This window comes from Saccharothrix hoggarensis, from assembly GCF_052936025.1.
Genome location: NZ_CP193624.1, coordinates 1,539,400 through 1,557,954 on the forward strand (window position 1 = coordinate 1,539,400; position 18,555 = coordinate 1,557,954).

22 protein-coding genes, 1 tRNA gene and 1 pseudogene are annotated in these 18,555 nt (G+C 71.7%); 13 read left to right on the forward strand and 11 right to left on the reverse strand.

Annotated elements, in window-relative coordinates:
- Nucleotides 1–22: 22 nt before the first annotated feature.
- The 9 genes and pseudogenes from ACRAKH_RS07515 to ACRAKH_RS07555 all read left to right on the forward strand — a co-directional run bounded on the left by ACRAKH_RS07515 (nucleotide 23) and on the right by ACRAKH_RS07555 (nucleotide 4,503).
- Nucleotides 23–481, forward strand: coding sequence for a peroxiredoxin (locus ACRAKH_RS07515; protein WP_380726600.1), 459 nt, complete (start codon nucleotides 23–25; stop codon nucleotides 479–481).
- Nucleotides 482–514: 33 nt separating this feature from the next.
- Nucleotides 515–586 (forward strand) — tRNA-Val (locus ACRAKH_RS07520).
- Between the two features lie 441 nt (nucleotides 587–1,027).
- Nucleotides 1,028–1,144, forward strand: a pseudogene (locus ACRAKH_RS07525) (helix-turn-helix domain-containing protein); the annotation flags it as partial.
- Between the two features lie 21 nt (nucleotides 1,145–1,165).
- Nucleotides 1,166–1,606: a hypothetical protein gene (locus ACRAKH_RS07530; RefSeq protein WP_380726630.1), complete on the forward strand. Its 441-nt coding sequence runs from the start codon at nucleotides 1,166–1,168 to the stop codon at nucleotides 1,604–1,606.
- A complete protein-coding gene (locus ACRAKH_RS07535; RefSeq protein ID WP_380726602.1) occupies nucleotides 1,563–2,228 on the forward strand; it encodes a hypothetical protein in 666 nt (221 codons plus the stop codon). Before ACRAKH_RS07530 ends, ACRAKH_RS07535 begins: the two co-directional genes overlap by 44 nt.
- Before the next feature lie 201 nt (nucleotides 2,229–2,429).
- Complete coding sequence (locus ACRAKH_RS07540) at nucleotides 2,430–2,660, forward strand: hypothetical protein (protein WP_380726604.1); 231 nt, start codon at nucleotides 2,430–2,432, stop codon at nucleotides 2,658–2,660.
- A 7-nt stretch (nucleotides 2,661–2,667) separates the two neighbouring features.
- Nucleotides 2,668–3,360 carry a DddA-like double-stranded DNA deaminase toxin gene (locus ACRAKH_RS07545; RefSeq protein ID WP_380726606.1) on the forward strand — a complete coding sequence of 231 codons (693 nt, stop codon included), beginning with the start codon at nucleotides 2,668–2,670 and terminating at the stop codon, nucleotides 3,358–3,360.
- Between the two features lie 52 nt (nucleotides 3,361–3,412).
- Complete coding sequence (locus tag ACRAKH_RS07550; RefSeq protein WP_380726608.1) at nucleotides 3,413–3,829, forward strand: Imm1 family immunity protein; 417 nt, start codon at nucleotides 3,413–3,415, stop codon at nucleotides 3,827–3,829.
- A gap of 122 nt (nucleotides 3,830–3,951) precedes the next feature.
- Complete coding sequence (locus tag ACRAKH_RS07555; RefSeq protein WP_380726610.1) at nucleotides 3,952–4,503, forward strand: SMI1/KNR4 family protein; 552 nt, start codon at nucleotides 3,952–3,954, stop codon at nucleotides 4,501–4,503.
- 208 nt (nucleotides 4,504–4,711) lie between these two features.
- On the opposite strand, the gene ACRAKH_RS07560 is transcribed toward ACRAKH_RS07555, so the two are convergent.
- Nucleotides 4,712–5,176 (reverse strand): TIGR04141 family sporadically distributed protein, encoded by a 465-nt coding sequence (locus ACRAKH_RS07560; protein WP_380726612.1) that lies wholly within the window; start codon nucleotides 5,174–5,176, stop codon nucleotides 4,712–4,714.
- 488 nt (nucleotides 5,177–5,664) lie between these two features.
- Between ACRAKH_RS07560 and ACRAKH_RS07565 the strand changes: the two genes are divergently transcribed.
- Both ACRAKH_RS07565 and ACRAKH_RS07570 read left to right on the forward strand, forming a co-directional pair.
- Nucleotides 5,665–5,955: a hypothetical protein gene (locus ACRAKH_RS07565; RefSeq protein WP_380726614.1), complete on the forward strand. Its 291-nt coding sequence runs from the start codon at nucleotides 5,665–5,667 to the stop codon at nucleotides 5,953–5,955.
- Between the two features lie 24 nt (nucleotides 5,956–5,979).
- Nucleotides 5,980–7,017 (forward strand): saccharopine dehydrogenase family protein, encoded by a 1,038-nt coding sequence (locus ACRAKH_RS07570; RefSeq protein WP_380726616.1) that lies wholly within the window; start codon nucleotides 5,980–5,982, stop codon nucleotides 7,015–7,017.
- On the opposite strand, the gene lipA is transcribed toward ACRAKH_RS07570, so the two are convergent.
- From lipA to ACRAKH_RS07585, 3 genes are read right to left on the reverse strand one after another with little or no spacing between them, the layout of a single operon-like run.
- Nucleotides 7,009–8,013, reverse strand: a complete 1,005-nt coding sequence (gene lipA / locus ACRAKH_RS07575; protein ID WP_380726618.1) for a lipoyl synthase — start codon at nucleotides 8,011–8,013, stop codon at nucleotides 7,009–7,011. The genes ACRAKH_RS07570 and lipA overlap by 9 nt on opposite strands.
- A 15-nt stretch (nucleotides 8,014–8,028) precedes the next feature.
- Nucleotides 8,029–8,970, reverse strand: a complete 942-nt coding sequence (locus ACRAKH_RS07580; RefSeq protein ID WP_380726620.1) for an oxidoreductase — start codon at nucleotides 8,968–8,970, stop codon at nucleotides 8,029–8,031.
- Between the two features lie 19 nt (nucleotides 8,971–8,989).
- Nucleotides 8,990–9,451 carry a hypothetical protein gene (locus tag ACRAKH_RS07585; protein WP_447009704.1) on the reverse strand — a complete coding sequence of 154 codons (462 nt, stop codon included), beginning with the start codon at nucleotides 9,449–9,451 and terminating at the stop codon, nucleotides 8,990–8,992.
- A 130-nt stretch (nucleotides 9,452–9,581) separates the two neighbouring features.
- Here ACRAKH_RS07585 and ACRAKH_RS07590 point away from each other — a divergent pair, with 130 nt between their 5' ends.
- Complete coding sequence (locus ACRAKH_RS07590; protein ID WP_380726628.1) at nucleotides 9,582–10,229, forward strand: TetR/AcrR family transcriptional regulator; 648 nt, start codon at nucleotides 9,582–9,584, stop codon at nucleotides 10,227–10,229.
- A 63-nt stretch (nucleotides 10,230–10,292) separates the two neighbouring features.
- Entirely contained in the window at nucleotides 10,293–11,225 is a 933-nt protein-coding gene (locus ACRAKH_RS07595) for an LLM class F420-dependent oxidoreductase (protein ID WP_380726624.1), read from the forward strand.
- On the opposite strand, the gene ACRAKH_RS07600 is transcribed toward ACRAKH_RS07595, so the two are convergent.
- The 7 genes from ACRAKH_RS07600 to lpdA form a co-directional block, all read right to left on the reverse strand.
- A complete protein-coding gene (locus tag ACRAKH_RS07600; protein WP_380726626.1) occupies nucleotides 11,210–11,695 on the reverse strand; it encodes a helix-turn-helix domain-containing protein in 486 nt (161 codons plus the stop codon). The genes ACRAKH_RS07595 and ACRAKH_RS07600 overlap by 16 nt on opposite strands.
- A gap of 1 nt (nucleotide 11,696) precedes the next feature.
- Nucleotides 11,697–12,707, reverse strand: a complete 1,011-nt coding sequence (locus ACRAKH_RS07605) for a serine hydrolase (protein ID WP_447009705.1) — start codon at nucleotides 12,705–12,707, stop codon at nucleotides 11,697–11,699.
- A gap of 87 nt (nucleotides 12,708–12,794) precedes the next feature.
- A complete protein-coding gene (gene lipB / locus ACRAKH_RS07610; RefSeq protein WP_380723749.1) occupies nucleotides 12,795–13,538 on the reverse strand; it encodes a lipoyl(octanoyl) transferase LipB in 744 nt (247 codons plus the stop codon).
- Nucleotides 13,525–14,124 carry a phosphatase PAP2 family protein gene (locus ACRAKH_RS07615; RefSeq protein WP_380723750.1) on the reverse strand — a complete coding sequence of 200 codons (600 nt, stop codon included), beginning with the start codon at nucleotides 14,122–14,124 and terminating at the stop codon, nucleotides 13,525–13,527. Before ACRAKH_RS07615 ends, lipB begins: the two co-directional genes overlap by 14 nt.
- Complete coding sequence (locus ACRAKH_RS07620; RefSeq protein WP_380723751.1) at nucleotides 14,121–15,008, reverse strand: TIGR01777 family oxidoreductase; 888 nt, start codon at nucleotides 15,006–15,008, stop codon at nucleotides 14,121–14,123. The genes ACRAKH_RS07615 and ACRAKH_RS07620 overlap by 4 nt, the downstream gene beginning before the upstream one ends.
- A gap of 195 nt (nucleotides 15,009–15,203) precedes the next feature.
- Nucleotides 15,204–16,982: a 2-oxoglutarate dehydrogenase, E2 component, dihydrolipoamide succinyltransferase gene (sucB, locus tag ACRAKH_RS07625; RefSeq protein WP_380723752.1), complete on the reverse strand. Its 1,779-nt coding sequence runs from the start codon at nucleotides 16,980–16,982 to the stop codon at nucleotides 15,204–15,206.
- Between the two features lie 54 nt (nucleotides 16,983–17,036).
- Nucleotides 17,037–18,407, reverse strand: coding sequence for a dihydrolipoyl dehydrogenase (gene lpdA, locus ACRAKH_RS07630; protein WP_380723753.1), 1,371 nt, complete (start codon nucleotides 18,405–18,407; stop codon nucleotides 17,037–17,039).
- Nucleotides 18,408–18,555: the final 148 nt, after the last annotated feature.

Consider the following 18,555-nt stretch of genomic DNA (forward strand, 5'->3'; position numbering starts at 1 on the left):
GGTCGCTGTGGTGGAGGTTCGCATGGTCGAGGTCGGTGCCCAGGCCCCGGACTTCACGCTCGCCGACCAGAACAAGCAACGTGTGACGCTCTCCTCGTTCCGCGGGGAGCGCAACGTGCTGCTCGTGTTCTTCCCGTTCGCGTTCAGCGGCATCTGCACCGGCGAGCTGTGCCAGGTGCGGGACGAGCTGGCCGTGTACGAGGATGAGAACGTGCAGGTCGTCGGTGTGTCCGTGGACACGTCGTTCAGCCTGAAGGCGTGGGCGAGGGAAGAGGGCTACCGCTTCCCGCTGCTGTCGGACTTCTGGCCGCACGGCGAGGTCGCGCGGGCGTACGGCGTGTTCAACGAGAAGTCCGGCATGGCGACCCGCGGCACGTTCCTCGTCGACACCTCCGGCGTGGTCCGGTTCGCCGAGGTGAACGGCCCCGGCGAGGCCCGCGACCAGGAGGCGTGGAAGAAGGCCGTGGCCGCCCTGGCCTGATACCTTCCCCGCGCCGGTCCGACCCGGCGTCACGGGCGCGTAGCTCAGCGGAAGAGCACTCGGTTTACACCCGAGCGGTCGCAGGTTCGAATCCTGCCGCGCCCACTGTGTCCCCCGGGGGTGCAGCCCCCAGACCCCGCCCGGCGGGCTCCGCCCCCGGACCCCCGCCGTGGCCGGCGCCTTGGCCCCCACGTCGGCGGGCTTCGCTTCGGCGCCGGCGCGCCTGCGCTTCGCCCTGCAAGCCGTCCCGTCTCGGTCTCGTTGTGTGGTGCCTTCCCGGTGGTCAGCTGCTCTTTGAGCGTGATCCGAGAGGTGTCGGACCCCACAGGCAGCTTCCGCCGCACTCCAGGCGACCGCGAGCGTTTCGAACGGCGCTCGGACGCACTCCACGTTCCCGGACTCCCGGGAAATGCGATCCGGCGCGGCACAATTCGTCCGACTTCAGTGGTCAACCTGTGCAGCGGCGCCTTTGCTGGTCAAACCCGGTAGCCTCAGGGTTCCCACCTCGTCACGACCTGGGCAGGGATCGCCGTGGCAGCATCCGAGATGTCGGTTGGGCTCCGAGTCAAGCACCACCGGGAACGTGCGGGTATCTCACGCCCCGTATTGGCCGGACTGGTCGGCCGATCTGCCGAATGGGTGAAAGCGGTCGAGAACGGTCGTTTGCAGGCCCCGAGACTGCCCATGCTCCTGCGCATCGCTCATGCCCTGGGCATTGACGACCTGGCCCAGTTGACCGGTGATCACACAATCCCGGTCCAAGCGTTCGCGGGTGAGCGCCACGCGGCGCTGTACGAGGTTCAAGGGGCGCTGACCGAGTACCACTTCGCCGCGCCGGACAGGCCGCTGCCGGACCTCGCTCACCTGGCAGTGCGGCTGGACATGGCGTGGCGCGTCCGGCACTCCAGTTCTGACCACCGGACGCAACTCGGAACTCTCCTCCCGGGGCTGATCCGCGATGCGCAGACCGCGGTACGGACCTCCGGGGAGAAGCGCCGTGAAGCGCGGCGGCTGCTCGCCGGCGTCTACCAGTTGGCTGACTTCTACGTGGCCTACCAGCCCCGCTCCGGAGTTGGTGTGGTTGGTCGCCGACCGTGCCCTGACCGAGGGACAGGAAGCCGATGACCCGTACGTCGCGGCCGGAGGCGCCTGGGCGATGGTGCAGGCATTGCGTGATGCCGGCCGTTGGGATGAGGCTGTGGCCTTGGCGACGGACGCGACCCGTGCTCTCGAACCGCACCTCGACCGCGCGCCGGCTGATTGGCGTGGGCTCTGGGGGGCGTTGCACGCCGAGGTGGCTTACGTGCACGCGCGGCGGGGTCGGCACGGTCAAGCGTGGCAAGCCTGGGAACGCGCCGACCGTGTGGCGCGCGGTCTTGGTTCCGACTACCGGCACGTGCAGACTTCGTTCTCCACGGCCGTGATGGGCGCACACGCCGCCACTCTGGGCGTTGAGTTGCGCCGGTCCGGTGAGGCGCTGCGAGCCGCGGAATCGTTCGATGCGAAGACGATCCCGTCCCTGGCCCGCCGAAGCCGCCACCTGATCGAGGTGGCGCGGGCCCATTTCCAGCGCGAAGAACGCCATGCGGTGTGGGTGCTCCTGGACCGCGCGGAGCGCACGGCGTCCGAGACCATCAAGTACAACGGGTTCGCCCGCGAGATGTTGCTCAGCCTGGCCGCGCAACCGCCCGCGGGCATGCGCGTCGACGTGCGCGATCTCTGCCAACGGGTCGGCCTGCCCGCTTGACCCGATCGTGTGGGGGTACGGGTTGTACCCCTTGGCCCGTCCCGCGATTCGTAACCTCACCCTCGTCGGTTTTCCCTGGACCGCTGTCGGATGCCTTGGGTGGAGCCGCGGGACCGACCCCGAACCGTGCATGCGCCCGGACGAGACCCGCGAGCTCGGACACCGTCGTTATTGGCATCACTGGAAAGAGTGACTAGGCACATGCAAATCGAACTTGGCACCCACGTTCGCACCAGCGCCCAGATCGATGCGAACTGCGCGATCGATCACGAGGTTGTGGGCGGAGAGGCGTTCTTCTCGTTCGCGGACGGCGCGGTCAGCCTTCACTTCACCGATGAGCGAGCTTTTCGGAACTTCATGGCCGAGGCCGTGGCGGTGTTGGCCAGGTTTGGCTCGGACGGCCTCGACGATGCGGTGAACTCCAGCGACTGAGCGCACGGTGACGAGCATTGGCGACGTCGTGGACGTCATGCGCCGGGCCGTGGGGCAATTGCCCTTCGCTGCCCTGGCGGACGCGCTCAGCCTCGTGGAAGACGTCCTGGCCCTGCTGAGGACCGCCCTGCTGGGAAGTGAAGACGATGAAGCGTCGCAGGTCATCGCTCGCTTCGAGGAAGTCGCGGACGGTATCGAGCAGCTGCAACAGCGGTTGAGCGTGATCCAGCAGGCCGTCACGTCGGCGGCCGGCCGCCTCGAACGGCACGGCACACCACCAAGTGTTGCGCCTCCAGCCCTGCCGCCAGGTTCCGCCAGGCCCGCAGCTTCCCAGCCGGACAGTGCCGCGCCGACGGTCGGGCGGATCGCCGGTCTCCTCGATGCCCTTCCCGAGCGCGACGACCCCGGCGGTAAGACGTCGGGTTTCTGGGTCGACCAGTTCGGACAGGTGCACGGGCCGATCACGAGCGGCCATGGTGAGTTGCGCGAGCGAGCGGTCGCGGGGCTGCGCCGTCTCGGCCTGGCTCCCGCGCGGGGAACCCTGACGGTGGCCGACCACGTCCAGGTGCAGGTCGCCGTCCAGGTGGAGGAGGCCGGTGAGGCTGACGCTACGTTGGCCGTGAACAACCGGCCCTGTGATTTCGGCCGTTCTCCTGCGATCGCGTCGTGCCGAGGGTTCTCCGGCCGGGGCAGCGCTTGACGGTCCACTGGCCGGGCGGCGTGAAGGCCTACACCGGGAAGGAGCGTTGACTGTGGGCTACGTCCTCGATGTGGCGTACCGGCACGACCAGGAGCCAAGGCGCCTGCGTACGCGCGAAGACGTCGACGCCTTCGTTGACGAGCTGTTGACGCTGGGGCCGGCGTACCGCGCCGCCACCGCGTATGCCGTGCGAGAAGACAGCGACGAGTTGCCCGACCACGAGCTGCTGGTGGGCGTGAGCGCGGAAACCGGTCTCGGAGCCGTGCGGTATTCCGGGGAAGACGGCACTTGGTACGTCCCCGGCGGCCACGCCAACGCCCAGGGCGTCACGTTCGCCTACTTCGGCACGGCCCACGAATTCCCGGCCGACGCCGAGGTGCCGCTCGACCTGGTCCGTGAAGCGCTGTGGGGACTGCTCGCCGGACGCGGGGACCGGCCGAGTGGACTGAGTTGGGCCGAGACGGAGTGACCTGACCGTGGGGTAGGCGCGGGTCGCACAGACCCGGTTGAGGCGCTTTCGGTGGGTGTGCGACGTCCACTGCTGGAACCCGGAACTGGCCCTCCGCCCGGGGCGGCTGTTACAAGAGGGGCATGGTTGGTTCATTGCCGGCGGCCCCGCTCGCGCTCGACGAGGTGGAGGAAGCCGAGCGGCAGTTCGGCGTCGTGTTCCCCGAGGAGTACCGGGAGTTCCTGCTCACGGTCAGCGCGGGTGGCGACGCGAAGACGAACAGGCTGACGCGCACGTCGGAGGGGTGGGGCTGGGTCGGCGACGACCGCACCGACCTCGCCCGGCTGGCCGAGCCGTTCCGCGACCGCGCGGAGATCCAGCGGCTCTGGGACGAGTTGGAGCCGCGCGAACCGTCACGCGACTACGAGCCCGCCGAGTGGCAGGCGTGGGACGACGAGTGCGGGGTCGTCTACGACCTCGAGACCGTCGGCGCGCTCTACATGTGGACGGACGGGATCAACGACGCCTGGCTCGTGATCAGCGGTCCGCTGGCGGGAACCATGTGGCTCGACATGCGGCCGACCTCGGACGTGGTCGTCCCGATCAAGGCGGAGGACGGTCGGGTGATGAGGTTCTCCGAGTGGCACCTGGCCGACGACACCACCTGGTGGGACCGGATCCGGCGGGGCGAATAGGGCTTTTCGAACGCGTCGGAGAAAGCGGCCGACAGGCGCGCGATTCGGTGGCCTGTCGTGGACGGCACTCATTGTCGGAATCATCGGTTCGGTCATCGCCTTCCCGGACGACCTCGTTTGGTCGCGCGCCCGATTCATTCAGCGCTGAGTAGTTCTTCGGCCGGGCCGCCTCGCAGGCTGGGAGGTGGAAGCGGTCCGGCCCAGCGCGTCAGGCGGCTCGGTCGCGGCGGTGGCGGAGTTCGTGCCAGCGGCCTTCGCAGAGGCGGTAGGTGTGGTCCGCGAGGGTCGTTTCGAACGTGATCCAGCGGTCCATGGGGATGGGTCGCGTGAGCAGTTCCTCGCGGGCCCGGTCGGCGCACGGGATCAGCCTCGCCTGCTTCAGCTCGTCGGTCCGCGCGAACTCGGGGATGCGGGCGAAGCGGGCGATGACCACGGTGACGTCGAGGATCGGGGTGAGCGGCACGGGGCCGTAGCCGCCGACGTCGTTGGTGCGGAACGAGACCGTGTCCTGGGCACGTCCCGCCGCCGCGGCCGGCCAGCGCAGGCCCAGCCTGCCGAACCGGGTGCTGCCACCCAGCGCGACGGCCAGCCGTCGTTCCAGCGCGGGCACCAGGGGGTGGTTCCGGGTCAGCGGGCGGAGGTCGTGCTCGACGATCTCGTGGATGGTGTTCACGGCGGTCGGGAACTCCTTCGGTGCGTGGCGGAAACGTAGTCGAAAGGGTTCGGTCGGTGATTCGACAATGGCGCACCAAAGAGTGAAATGGGTGGCTCGGTCGGCGAGCGGCCTGCGGTTTGAGCCCAGCGGCGGACGTCCGCCGGCGCGTCTCGCGGGGTGTCGGGACGGGCGTGAGTGGCGCTGCTCGGCGCGTCGTTGGGCGATTCGGGTGGTCGGGTGCGGAACGCATTCACTCGATCGAGTGATAAATGTGCCGTCGTCGTGACGGCGGCTCGGCGGAATGGTGTATCCGGTACGGGTGGGTGCCGGTTCTCGGTCGGGTGAAAGGCGTGGCCGATCGGTCCGGGCGCGGTGCGGGACCGTTCGTCGCGCCAGGACGTCCGCTCGCCCCCCGGTGGGTCGGGCGGCTGATTAGGGGTGCTAACCGAGTCCCCCTATGTGACATCCCCCTATGCGCGCGCGTCCCGGAGACGTAACTTCTCGGCATGTCGCCCAGGGCCGTCACCGCGGTGGTCGGTGTTGCGTTCTTCCTGGCCGGGCTGCTGATCGTGCTGGCGCCCCTGTCGACCGACACCCCGTCGGGCATCGCGGTCTCGTGCGGGAACGCCGTCGGCATGGGCTACGACGAGGTCGCCGTCGAGGCCGAGGGCGGGGCGTTCGTCGAGATCTGCGGCCGGCTGCGCGCGGAGCGGTTGGCGTGGGCCGCTCCGGTCGTCGTGCTCGGCGCGCTCCTGCTGGTGGGGAGCGCGGTGGTGCGGCGGCGGTCGTCCACCTAGCTACCTGCGAGTAGCTTCTACCCCATGACGTGGATGGTCTACGGGGCGAACGGGTTCACCGGCACGTTGGTCGCCGAGCTGGCGGTGCGGCGCGGGCTGCGGCCCGTGCTGGCCGGGCGCGATGCCGCGAAGGTGCGCGCGCTGGCCGAACGGTTGGAGCTGGAGCACCGGGTCTTCCGACTGGACGACCCGGAGGCCGCCGCGGCGGCGCTGGCGGACGTCGACGTGGTCGCCCACTGCGCCGGCCCGTTCTCGGCGACGTCGGGACCGATGGTCGACGCCTGCCTGGAGTCCCGGACCCACTACCTCGACATCACCGGCGAGATCGACGTCTTCGAGGCGGTGAGCGCGCGTGACGAGGCCGCGAAGGCCGCCGGCGTGGTGCTGCTGCCGGGCATCGGGTTCGACGTCGTCCCCACCGACTGCGTCGCCGCCATGCTGCACGAGGCGCTGCCCACGGCCACGCACCTCGACCTGGCGTTCCTGGTGCAGGGCGGCGCGAGCGCGGGCACGGCCCGGACGGCCGTCGAGGGCTCGGGCGGCGGTGGCCGGGTCCGGCGGGACGGCGAGATCCGCGGCGTCCGGCTGGGGCACCGGCGGCGCACCGCGCACTTCCGCGACCGGCCCCGTGACGTGGGCGCGATCCCGTGGGGCGACGTGAGCACCGCCTACCGGTCCACCGGCATCCCCAACATCACCACGTTCACCACGATCCCCGGCGTGCTGACGCGCCTGCAGCCGATCACCGCGCCGCTCCTGCGCACCGGCCTCGGCCAGCGGCTGGGCAAGGCGGTGGCCAAGCGCATCGGCGGGCCCAACGACGCCACCAGGGGCCGGACGCGCTCCGAGGTGTTCGGCGAGGTCTGGGACGCCGACGGCAACCGGGTGCGGCTCGCGCTCACCGGGCCGAACGCCTACGACCTCACCGCGGACTCGGTGGTCAAGGCCGTCCAGCGCCTCGACGGCACGGCCCCCGGCGCGCACACGCCGTCCAGCGCCTTCGGAGCGGACTACGTCCGGGCGCTGGACGGCGTGGTGGTCGGTGAGCCGACGTCAGCGTGACGAGAGCAGCGAGGTGATCTCCTGCGCCGCGCCGCCCGCTTCGAGCAGGTGGCGCAGGTTCTCCGGCAGCACGTCGCCGCGCTTCTGCACGGCCTGCGCGTACAGCCGGCCCGCGCGGTAGGAGGACCGGACCAGGGGACCGGCCATGACGCCGGAGAAGCCGATGCCCTCGGCGGTCTCCTTGTGCGTCACGAACTCCTCCGGCTTCACCCAGCGCTCGACCGGGTGGTGCCGGGGCGACGGCCGCAGGTACTGCGTGATCGTGATGATCTCGCAGCCCGCGTCGTACAGGTCGTGCAGCGCCTCGGTGACCTCGTCCGGCGTCTCGCCCATGCCCAGGATCAGGTTGGACTTCGTCACCAGACCCGCCTCGCGGGCCGCGGTGATGACCTCCAGCGACCGCTCGTAGCGGAACGCCGGCCGGATGCGCTTGAAGATCCGCGGCACGGTCTCCAGGTTGTGCGCCAGCACCTCGGGACGTGAGCCGAACACCTCGGCCAGCTGCTCCGGCACCGCGTTGAAGTCCGGGATCAGGAGCTCGACGCCCGTGCCGGGGTTCATCTCGTGGATCTGGCGGACGGTCTCGGCGTACAGCCACGCGCCGCCGTCCTCCAGGTCGTCGCGCGCCACGCCGGTGACGGTCGAGTACCGCAGGCCCATCGCCTGGACGGACTCCGCCACGCGCCGCGGTTCGTCGCGGTCGAGGTCGGCGGGCTTGCCGGTGTCGATCTGGCAGAAGTCGCAGCGTCGGGTGCACTGCTCGCCACCGATGAGGAAGGTGGCCTCCCGGTCTTCCCAGCACTCGTAGATGTTGGGACAACCGGCCTCTTCGCACACCGTGTGGAGGCCCTCGCGTTTGACCAGGCCCTTGAGCTCCCGGTACTCGGGGCCCATCTTCGCCTTGGTCTTGATCCACGAGGGCTTCTTCTCGATGGGCGTTTGGCTGTTGCGGACTTCCAGCCGCAGCAGCTTCCGACCTTCAGGTACGACGGTCACGACCTCAACCCTACGTCACGAGGGGTCGGGCGCGACGCCCGTGAGCTTGGCCGTCAGGTCCCACAACCGGCTCGCCGCCAGCTCGTCCCGGGCGGCCGTCGTGGACCCCGCCGGGGCCGGGTGGCCGCGCATCTCGCGGAACCCGTCCGGCCCGTAGTAGCCGCCCGGCTCCACGTCCGGCGACGTGGCCGCGTAGAGCTGCGGCAACGCCCCGACCTCGACGTTCTGGGAGAACGAGTCGCTGATCCGCGCGCCGAGCCCGAGCAGCGGGTTGCGGTGCGCCTTGGCCATGTTGCCGCTCAGCTCGGTGGCCGTCAGACCGGGGTGGGCAGCGACGGACGTCACGTCGACGCCCGCCGTGCGGGTGCGCCGGTCCAGCTCGCGGGCGAACAGCAGGTTGGCCAGCTTCGACTGCCCGTAGGCGCCCCACGGCGTGTACCGGCGCACCTCGTAGTTCGGGTCGGCCAGGTCGACGCGGCCGATCTGGTGGGCGAGGCTCGACACGGTGACGACCCGCGCGCCGGGCCGGGTGCGCAGCGCGGGCATCAGCAGCCACGTCAGCGCGGCGTGGCCGAGGTGGTTGGTGCCGAACTGGCGCTCGAAGCCGTCGGCGGTGCGGCCCAGCGGCACCGCCATGATGCCCGCGTTGTTGACCAGCACGTCCAGCGCGTCACCGGTGCGCTCGCGCACCTCGGCGGCGGCCGTGCGGACCGAGGACAGGTCGGCCAGGTCCAGCGGCACCACCTCGGCCTTGCCGCCCGTCGCGAGCACGCGCTCCAACGCCCGCTGACCCCGTTCGGCGGACCGGCACGCCAGCAGGACGTGGGCGCCCTTGCCCGCCAGCACCTCCGCGGTGCGCAGGCCGAGGCCCGAGTTGGCCCCGGTCACCAGCACGGTGCGCCCGCCCTGGTCGGGGATGTCCGCGGTGTCCCATTTCCTGGGAGTCCACTTCGGCATGCCTCATACCTACAGGTGCTCAGGCGCTCTTGGCGAGCCCGCGGCGCCGGCCGGGGACGACGGCGGCCGGGCCGGTGCGGATCAGGCCGAGGAACGCCGCGCCGACGCGGGCGACGTCCTCGCCCGGCTCGGACAGGTCGGCCAGGCCCGCGGTCAGCGCCAGCAGGCGCTGCTCCCGCTCGAGGGCCTCGGGCACGGTCAGGTGCGCGTCCAGCACGGCGCGCAGCACGGGCTGCTCGGCGGCCAGCGCGCGCCACGTCCGGGTGACGGTTTCCACGCGGTCGTCGTCGCTGTCCTCCAGCGCCGTGCCGAGCCGCCCGGTGAGCTGCCGCATCCAGCGGTAGTGGAGGGCGAGGAGCAGGTCGTCCTCGGTCGCGAACAGGTCGCGGTCGAACGTCAGGGGCGCCGCGGGATTCCCCGCCGCGGCGCGGAGCACGGCGTCCAGGGCGTCACGTCGTCGGTAGTAGTCCGTCCAACTCATGATCACGCCTCCTCTCGGGGTGACCGGCGTCATACCCCAGGTCTCTCGCATACCGTCGGTATGGCCGATGAGGCGAACATACCACGAGTACGTACCGTCGGTATGTCGTACGGTTGTGAACGTGGTGACAGTGCGTTCCAGGCGGTTGGAGTACTCCGAGTCGACGAGGCAGGCCCTCGTGGACAGCGCGGTCGAGCTGTTCACCAAACGCGGGTACGCGGGCACGTCGCTGGACGAGGTCGCCAAGCGGGCCCGGCTCACCAAGGGCGCGCTCTACCACCACTTCAGCGGCAAGCAGGCGTTGTTCGAGGCCGCCTTCGACTCGGTCGAGAACAGGTTCATGCGCAAGCTCGGCGAGATCGTCAGCGCGCCCGGCGACCCGTGGGAGACCGCCATCGCGGGCCTGCGCGCGTACGTCCGGGTCTGCCTGGAACCCGCCTACCAGCGGATCGTCATCCACGAGGCGCCGGTGGTGATGGGCTGGGAGCGGTGGCGCGAGGCCGAGGAGCACTTCAGCTACGGCCTGCTGCGCTCCACCATCGACGTGCTGGTCACGTCCGGCGAGCTGGAGCAGCTGCCGGTCGAGACGATGTCCCGCCTGCTGTTCGGCGCGCTGTCGGCCGGCGCGAGCACGATCGCCGGCGCGTCCGACCCGCGCAAGGCCAGCGCCGAGGTCGAGCGCACGATCGTGCGGGTGGTCGAAGGGCTCCGGGTCCGTGCCGACGCCCCGCCCGCCGCGCCGGTGGAGGAGAAGCGGTCCCGGTCACGCCGCCGGTGACGTCCGCGACCTCCGCCTCGCTCGAATCGCGGGTTCCCGAAGTGGCCGACTAGCGTCGGCGCGGTGGAACTCCGCATCTTCACCGAGCCCCAGCAAGGGGCCACCTACGACGACCTCCTGGCGGTGGCGCGCACCGCCGAGGCCGCGGGCTACGGCGCGTTCTTCCGCTCCGACCACTACCTCAAGATGGGCGACGGCGACGGCCTGCCCGGCCCCACCGACGCGTGGATCACGCTGGCCGGGCTCGCCCGCGACACCGAGACCATCCGGCTCGGCACGCTGATGACCGCGGCGACGTTCCGCCACCCCGGCCCGCTGGCGATCAGCGTGGCGCAGGTGGACCAGATGTCCGGCGGCCGGGTCGAGTTCGGCCTCGGCGCGGGCTGGTTCGAGGCCGAGCACACCGCGTACGGCCTGCCGTTCCCGTCCACCGTGGAGCGGTTCGAGCGGTACGCCGAGCAGCTGGAGATCGTCACCGGCCTGTGGGGCACCCCGGTCGGCGGGACGTTCGACTTCGAGGGCAAGTACTACCGGCTGGCCGACTCGCCCGCCCTGCCCAAGCCCGTGGCGAAGATCCCGGTGCTGATCGGCGGCACGGGCCCGAAGCGCACGCCCGCGCTCGCGGCCCGGTTCGCGGACGAGTTCAACCTGCCGTTCCAGAAGGTCGACGCCTCCGTCGACCTGCTCACCCGCGTCGACGCGGCGTGCGAGGCGATCGGCCGCGACCCGGCGGAGATCACCCGTTCCGCGGCCCTGGTGGTCTGCGTCGGGCGTGACGACGCCGAGGTCTCCCGCCGCGCCGCCGCGATCGGCCGCGAGGTGGACGAGCTGCGCGAGAACGGCCTCACCGGCACGCCCGCCGAGGTCGTGGACCGGCTCGGCACGTGGCGGGAGAAGACCGGCGTCAGCCGCGTCTACCTGCAGGTCCTCGACCTCGCCGACCTCGACCACGTCGAGCTGGTCGCGGCCGAGGTCGCGCCTCAGCTGCGCAGCTGACCGGCGACGTCCGACGCGGCGGTGAGCAGGACGAGCACGGGGATGGTGGCCGCCGGCCGCAGCCGGTAGCTCCCGCGCTTGTCCTGCTCCACCACGCCGGACGCCGTCAACGCCTTCAGGTGGTGGTACAGCTGACCGGTCGAGCCCAGCTGGGCCGCCTCCTGCAACGCGGCCGCGGGCTGACCGCCGTGCGCGAGCAGGGTGCGGACGATCTCCACCCGCACCGGGTGCGCCAACGCGGACAGCACCTCGATCCGGGGGCGGTCCGCCAACGACAGCGCGCGCTCCGGCGTCACGTCGATCCGCCACGTCACCCGGCCGTCGCCCAGCGCCACCCGCCCGCCGTAGCCGAACGCGCCGCCGCCGTCCTCGGTCTCGGGCAGCGCGACCGTCTCCCGCTCGTCGCCCTCCAGCGCGGCGACGCGCTGCTCCAGCTCGGCAAGTCGTTGCACCAGGTCCACCGCTGCCATCCTACGAGAGGCTGACCTGGAGCTCCCGCAGCGCGGCGGGCTCCAGCAGGGCCCGCAGCACCAGTCGCACCAGCTCCGCGGACCGGCCGAACCAGGTCTCGTCGACCTCCTTCGTCAGCACGGCCGCGCTGCCGACCCGCCCGTCCGCCCAGCGCACGCCGAAGCCCACCGTGACGACGCCGGGCAGCGACCCGCCCTTGAACCCGACGCCCGCCACACCCGGCGGCAGGGCGTTGCCGCGTTCGAGGTGCGCGCGGGCCGCCGGGACGCCGGTCAGCTCCCGGTGCGCCCGGCTCAGCGCCGCCGCCGTGCCCGCCCACGTGCCGCGCGCCCACGGCCGTTGACCCTCGTAGGTCTTGGGGACGTCCGGGAACTTCCCGATCACCTCCAGCTGCAGCTGCGGGTCGCTCAGGTACTTCCGCACGCCCACCCGGCGTCCGAGCACGAAGTGCAGCACCTCGGCCAGGATCTCCGGCACCTGGAGGACGGGCCACCGGGCCGCCGTCGCGTGGACCAGTCCCTCGCCCAGCCGGTACCGCAGGAAGTCGGTGGCGGCGTTGTCGCTGTGCCGGATCATCACCGCGGCCAGGTCGTCCAGCGTGACGAACCGGCGCGGGTCGTCGGCCGTGACGCCGTTGGCGAACGGGATGCCGAGGGCGCGCAGGGACGCCTGGTGCGCGCCGCCGTCCAGCCCCAGGTAGTACTGCTCCCAGTCGCCGACCCGGACCTTCTCGTCCGGCCGCGCCAGACCGGTCTCCACGGCCTTCGCGTACGCGGCGAGGTGCACGACCTTGACCGCCGACGCCAGCGGCTGCCGTTCGTGCGCGCGGTGCGCGACCCGGCCGCCCCGGCCGTCGTCCAGCGCCACGGCGACGTGCTGCCGGTTGGCCCGGAACCACGCGAGCCAGTCGTCCGGCTGGGCGGTGGCGGGCACGGGGGACAGGGCCGGCAGCAGCGCGGCGGCGCCCGCCACCCCGCACGTCCGGAACAGGTGCCGTCGGGTCAGGAGCACGACGAAACTCCCCTCTGGTAGTCCGTAATTCCGGAATGCTAGAGGGGAGTGCGGGTCGTTGTCAGCCGCCCGGTGGCGGGCAGGGCGTCAGGCCGTCTGGACGGCGAACGTGACGCCCGCGGCGACCGGTTGGTCGCGCACCAGCGTGCGGTCCGTCAACGGCAGGTCGCCGTTCAGCGCGTCGATGACGGCCTGGCGGGCCAGGGGCAGCACCTCGGCCACCGTCACGTCCCGGCCCAGCTCGTGCGACAGCGACGCCACCCCGGCGTCCCGGATGCCGCACGGGATGATCGCGCCGAACCCGGACAGGTCCGCGTTGCAGTTGATCTCGAACCCGTGCATGGTCACGCCGCGCTGCACCCGGATGCCGATCGCCGCGATCTTGCGCTCCACGCCCTTGTCGTCGGCCGCGATCCACACGCCGCTGCGACCCTCGACGCGACCCGTGGGGACGCCGAGCTGGTCGCACACGTGGATCAGCGCCTGTTCGAGGCGGCGGACGTACTGCACGACGTCCAGCGGCTCGGCCAACCCCACGATCGGGTAGCCGACCAGCTGGCCCGGACCGTGCCAGGTGATCTTGCCGCCGCGGTCGACGTCGATGACCGGGACGTCACCGCCCTTGGGTCGCTCTTCGGGCTCGGTGCGCCGGCCGCAGGTGTACACGGGCGGGTGCTCCAGCAGCAGCATCGTGTCGCCGACGGCGCCGTCCGCGCGGGCCTCGGCCAGCTCGCGCTGCAGGTCCCACGCGGCCAGGTAGTCGATGGTGCCCAGCTCACGCACGTCGATCGGATCGGTCGAGGTGCGGCAGGAGAGGTCAGGACTGCTCACGGTTCGACCCTACGCCCACGGGTGTCAGCCGCAGGGCACGGGCGACGACCAGCCCCACGCCCACCACCCCCAGGACCGCGCCGACCGTGTCGGTGAACCAGTGCATCTCCAGCACCACCCGGCTCGCCGCCGTCAGCGCGACCGCCGCGCAGGCCAGGGCCACCGCGCGCTTCAGGTGCCGGCGCGCCAGCCACGCGCACAGCACCACGCCCGTGAACGCGACCGACGTGACCGCCGTGACGTGCCCGCTCGGGTAGCTCCACTTCGGGAACTCGATCGGCCGCACCCGCTGGTAGCCGTGCCGGGCGAGCAGCGTTGACCAGCACGCGGCCAGCAGGACGGCGCACCGCAGCAGGAACACGTCCTTCGCCAGCAGGGCGCGCATCAGCAGCGACAGCAGCGCGATCGTCGCCAGGCCGGGGCTGAGCACGAAGCTCACCACCGCCGCCGCGTGCGTGAAACCGGGGCCCAGCCCGACGGCCGCCAGGTGCAGGTCCCGGTCCAGCGCGGGCACGTCGTCGTTCACCGACAGGCCCAGGACGAGGGACGCCAGCGCCAGGACGACGCCGACCAGCGGCGCGATCACCCGGTGACGGCCGCCGACACGGCGGCCCCGAGGGCGGGGTGCAGGAACTGGAAGCCGTGCCGTTCGAGCACCCGCGGGATCGCGCGCTGGCCGGCGAGGACGCCCTCCTCGGCCGCGTCGCCCAGGACGGCCTTCAGGGCGAAGGCGGGCACCACCCACGGCGTCGGCCGGTGCAGCGCGTGGCCCACCGTGCGGGTGAACTCGGCGTTCGTGACGGGGCTGGGCGCGGTGACGTTGACGGGACCGGACACGTCGTCCCGCTCGACCACGAACCGGATGGCCGCGACGGCGTCGTCCAGGGAGACCCACGGCATGTACTGGCGGCCGTCGCCGAACCGCCCGCCGAGACCGAACGAGAACAGCGGCCTCAGCTTGCCGAACAGACCGCCGGACGGGCTGATGACCAGTCCGGTGCGCAGCTTCACGACCCGTGCGCCCGCCTCGGCCGGCGACGTGGCGGCTTCCCACTGCCGGCACATCCCGGCGAGGAACCCGGTGCCGGACGGGGTCGACTCGTCGACCACCGCGTCACCCGTGTCGCCGTAGTAGCCGACCGCGCTCGCGTTCACCAGGACGGGCACGCCGTGCTCGGCCACCGCGCCCGCCAGCACCTCGGTCGGCACCGTGCGGCTGTCCAGCAGCACCTGTTTGCGCGCGTCACTCCACCGCTTGTCGCCGACGCCCGCGCCGCACAGGTTGACGACGGCGTCGACACCGTCCAGCGCGCCCGCGTCGATCCGACCGGCGGGCGGGTCCCACCCGCGCTCGTCGGGCGCCGCGGGCCGCCTCCGCACCAACCGCAGGACGTCGTGCTCGGCACCGCGCAGCGCGGCGACCAGGCTGGTGCCGATCAAGCCCGAGGATCCCGCGATCACAACCCGCATGGGTTGATCGTCTCGCAGGGGAGGGCCGGTTGCACAGCGGCCGCGGTGTCACCCACACCACGCCGGTCGCGGTTTGCGGGACCGTACGGCGTGCCGGGCGGGAGGCGGTCCGCCGGCGGGTGGTGCCGGCCGACGCCGGGACACGGCGAAGGCCGCCCCCGGCGAGCGGGAGCGGCCTTCGCCTCGGTGGTCGACCTAGAGGCCCAGGTCGGCCTCGAACGCGCCCTCTTCGAGGCGGTTCTTGACGGTGGTGAGGAAGCGGCCCGCGTCGGCGCCGTCCACCAGCCGGTGGTCGTAGGTCAGCGCCAGGTAGGCCATCGACCGGATGGCGATGGTGTCGTCGCCGTTCTCGTCCGTGATCACCACCGGGCGCTTCTTGACCACGCCGACGCCCAGGATGCCGACCTGCGGCTGCTGGATGATCGGCGTGTCGAACAGCGCGCCGTTGCTGCCCAGGTTGGTCAGCGAGAACGTGCCACCGGTCAGCTCGTCCGGCGTGAGCTTGTTCGCCCGCGCCCGCGCCGCCAGGTCGCCGATCTTGTGCGACAGGCCGGCCAGGTTCAGGTCGCCCGCGTTCGCGATGACCGCGTTGAGCAGCCCGCGCTCGGTGTCGATCGCGATGCCCAGGTGCTCGGCGCCGTGGTAGACGATCTCCTTCTTCTCCTCGTCGATGGACGCGTTCAGCACCGGGTGCTGCTTCAGCGCCTCGACGGCCGCCTTGGCGAAGAACGGCAGGAACGTCAGCTTCGTGCCCTCGCGCTGCTCGAACGCCGCCTTGGCCTTGTTCCGCAGCCGGGCGATCTTGGTGACGTCCACCTCGAACACCTGCGTGAGCTGCGCCGAGACCTGCAGCGACTCACGCGTGCGCTGCGCCACGATCTGCCGCAGCCGGGGCAGCTTCTGCACGGTGCCGCGCTTGCCCGAGTCGGCGGCCGGGGTGGCGACCCGCTGGGCGGGCGCGGACGCGGCGGCCGGCTTCGGGGCCTCCTGCTTCGGGGCCTTCGCGGCCTCCACGGCGGCCAGCACGTCCTGCTTGCGGATGCGACCGCCGACGCCGGTGCCCTTCAACGTCGACAGGTCGATGCCGTTCTCCGACGCGAGCTTGCGCACCAGCGGCGTGACGTACGGCGCGCCGTTGGCCGACTCCTCGGACGCGGCGTCCTGCTTGGGCGCTTCCTGCTTCGGAGCCTCCTGCTTGGGCGCTTCCTGCTTGGGGGCCTCCTGCTTCGGAGCCTCCTGCGCGGGAGCCGGGGCCTGCGGAGCCGGAGCCGGGGCCGGAGCGGGAGCCGGCGCGGGCTTCGGGGCCTCCTGCTGGGCCGGCGCGGGCGAACCCGAGCCGATCACCGCGAGCTGACCGCCGACCTCGACGGTCTCGTCCTCGCCCGCGCTGATCTCCAGCAGGGTCCCCGCCACCGGGGACGGGATCTCGGTGTCGACCTTGTCGGTGGACACCTCCAGCAGCGGCTCGTCCACCTCCACCGAGTCGCCGACGGCCTTCAGCCACCGGGTGACGGTGCCCTCGGTGACGCTCTCGCCCAGCGCGGGCATGGTCACCGGGGTGCCCTCGGCCGAACCACCGGACGGGGCGGAAGCCTCAGCCGAGGGCTGGGCCGGGGCCTCGGCCTGAGCGGGCTCGGGCTCGGCCTGGGGCTCGGGAGCGGCCTCGGCCTGCGGCGCGGGCGCCGACTCCTGGGCCGACTCCTGGGCCGGAGCGGGGTCGGAGGAACCGGAGTCGGAGCCGTCGCCGATGACGGCCAGCTCGGCGCCGACCTCGACGGTCTCGTCCTCCTGGGCGACGATCTTCTGGAGCACGCCCGCCGCCGGCGACGGGATCTCGGTGTCGACCTTGTCGGTGGACACCTCCAGCAAGGGCTCGTCGACCTCGACGCGGTCACCCTCCTGCTTCAACCAGCGGGTGACCGTGCCCTCGGTGACGCTCTCGCCGAGTGCGGGCATTTGGACGGAGAAGGCCATCGTTCGCTGACTCCTCGTGCGTGGGTCGGGGATCGGCTGACTGGGGTGCGACGGTCAGCCGTGCACGTGCAGCGGCTTGCCGGCCAGGGCGAGGAAGGCCTCGCCGAGGGCTTCTGTCTGGGTCGGGTGGGCGTGGATCAGCGGAGCCACGTCCTCGGGGTAAGCCTCCCAGCTGTAGATGAGCTGGGCCTCACCGATCAGCTCGCCGACCCGCTCGCCGACCATGGTGACACCGACGACCGGGCCGTCGGGAGCCTTCACGAGCTTGACACCGCCGGCGGTCTTCAGGATCTGGCTCTTGCCGTTGCCCGCGAGGTCGTACACGAACGTCTCGACGGAGCCGTACTTCTCCTTGGCCGCGGCCTCGGACAGGCCGACCGACGCGACCTCGGGCTTGCAGTAGGTGACGCGCGGGATGCCCGCCTCGTCGATGACCTTCGGGTTCTGCCCGGCGATCTCCTCGGCGACGAAGATGCCCTGCTGGAACCCGCGGTGCGCGAGCTGCAGGCCGGGGACGATGTCGCCGACGGCGTACACGTTCGGCAGGTTGGTGCGCAGCCGCTCGTCGGTGATCACGAAGCCGCGGTCGATCTTCACGCCGGCTTCCTCGTAGCCGTGGCCCGCGGTGTTCGGGCCGCGGCCGACGGCCACCAGCAGCAGGTCCGCGTCCAGCACGTCGCCGGACTCCAGCGTGACCGACACGCCCGACCCGTTCTGCGTGGCGCCGGTGAACTTCACGCCGGTCTTGAACTTGATGCCGCGCTTGCGGAACGCGCGCTCCAGCTGCTTGGACGCGTACTCGTCCTCGGCGGGGACCAGGCGGGGCAGGGCCTCCACGATGGTCACCTCGGCGCCGAACGACGCCCACACGCTGGCGAACTCCACGCCGATGACGCCGCCGCCGAGCACGACGACCTTCTCCGGGATGAAGTCCAGGTTGAGCGCCTGGTCGCTGGTGATGACCCGGCCGCCGATCTCCAGGCCGGGGAGGCTCCGCGCGTAGGAGCCGGTCGCCAGGACGACGTTCTTGCCGGTGTACCGCCGACCGTCCACCTCGACGGCGTTCGGGCCGACGAACGTGCCCGCGCCCTCGACGAGGGTTACCTTGTTGGCCTTGGCCAGACCCTGCAACCCCTTGTAGAGCCGGCTGATCACACCGTCCTTGTAGGAGTTGACGCCCGCGATGTCGATGCCCTCCAACGAGGACTTCACGCCGAACTGGTCGCCCTCGCGGGCGTTGTCCGCGACCTCCGCCGCGTGCAGCAGCGCCTTGGTGGGGATGCAACCGCGGTGCAGGCAGGTGCCCCCCAGCTTGTCCTTCTCGACCAGGATGACGGACAGGCCGAGCTCTGCCGCGCGGAACGCGCAGGCGTAGCCGCCCGAGCCGCCACCGAGGATCACGAGGTCGGCGGAGGTGTCGGTCACGGGATCTCCCTGGAGAGCTTGATGCCTTACTCCGCGCGGGTGCGCGCGTGTGGTTGCCATCTTGTCATTACCGCGTGAACGGTGCCGACGCGGTGTCCGTTCGCCCGATTTGCCCCTGCCTTCACACGCGCGCCGGCACCATGGTCGG

Coding starts and splice junctions, on each gene's coding strand:
- ACRAKH_RS07565 (WP_380726614.1), top strand. CDS start 5,665: ATGTCGCCCAGGGCCGTCACCGCGGTGGTCGGTGTTGCGTTCTTCCTG.
- ACRAKH_RS07530 (WP_380726630.1), top strand. CDS start 1,166: ATGCTCCTGCGCATCGCTCATGCCCTGGGCATTGACGACCTGGCCCAG.
- ACRAKH_RS07515 (WP_380726600.1), top strand. CDS start 23: ATGGTCGAGGTCGGTGCCCAGGCCCCGGACTTCACGCTCGCCGACCAG.
- ACRAKH_RS07585 (WP_447009704.1), bottom strand. CDS start 9,451: ATGAGTTGGACGGACTACTACCGACGACGTGACGCCCTGGACGCCGTG.
- ACRAKH_RS07600 (WP_380726626.1), bottom strand. CDS start 11,695: ATGGCAGCGGTGGACCTGGTGCAACGACTTGCCGAGCTGGAGCAGCGC.
- ACRAKH_RS07620 (WP_380723751.1), bottom strand. CDS start 15,008: ATGCGGGTTGTGATCGCGGGATCCTCGGGCTTGATCGGCACCAGCCTG.
- ACRAKH_RS07580 (WP_380726620.1), bottom strand. CDS start 8,970: ATGCCGAAGTGGACTCCCAGGAAATGGGACACCGCGGACATCCCCGAC.
- sucB (WP_380723752.1), bottom strand. CDS start 16,982: ATGGCCTTCTCCGTCCAAATGCCCGCACTCGGCGAGAGCGTCACCGAG.
- ACRAKH_RS07555 (WP_380726610.1), top strand. CDS start 3,952: ATGGTTGGTTCATTGCCGGCGGCCCCGCTCGCGCTCGACGAGGTGGAG.
- ACRAKH_RS07570 (WP_380726616.1), top strand. CDS start 5,980: ATGACGTGGATGGTCTACGGGGCGAACGGGTTCACCGGCACGTTGGTC.
- ACRAKH_RS07540 (WP_380726604.1), top strand. CDS start 2,430: ATGCAAATCGAACTTGGCACCCACGTTCGCACCAGCGCCCAGATCGAT.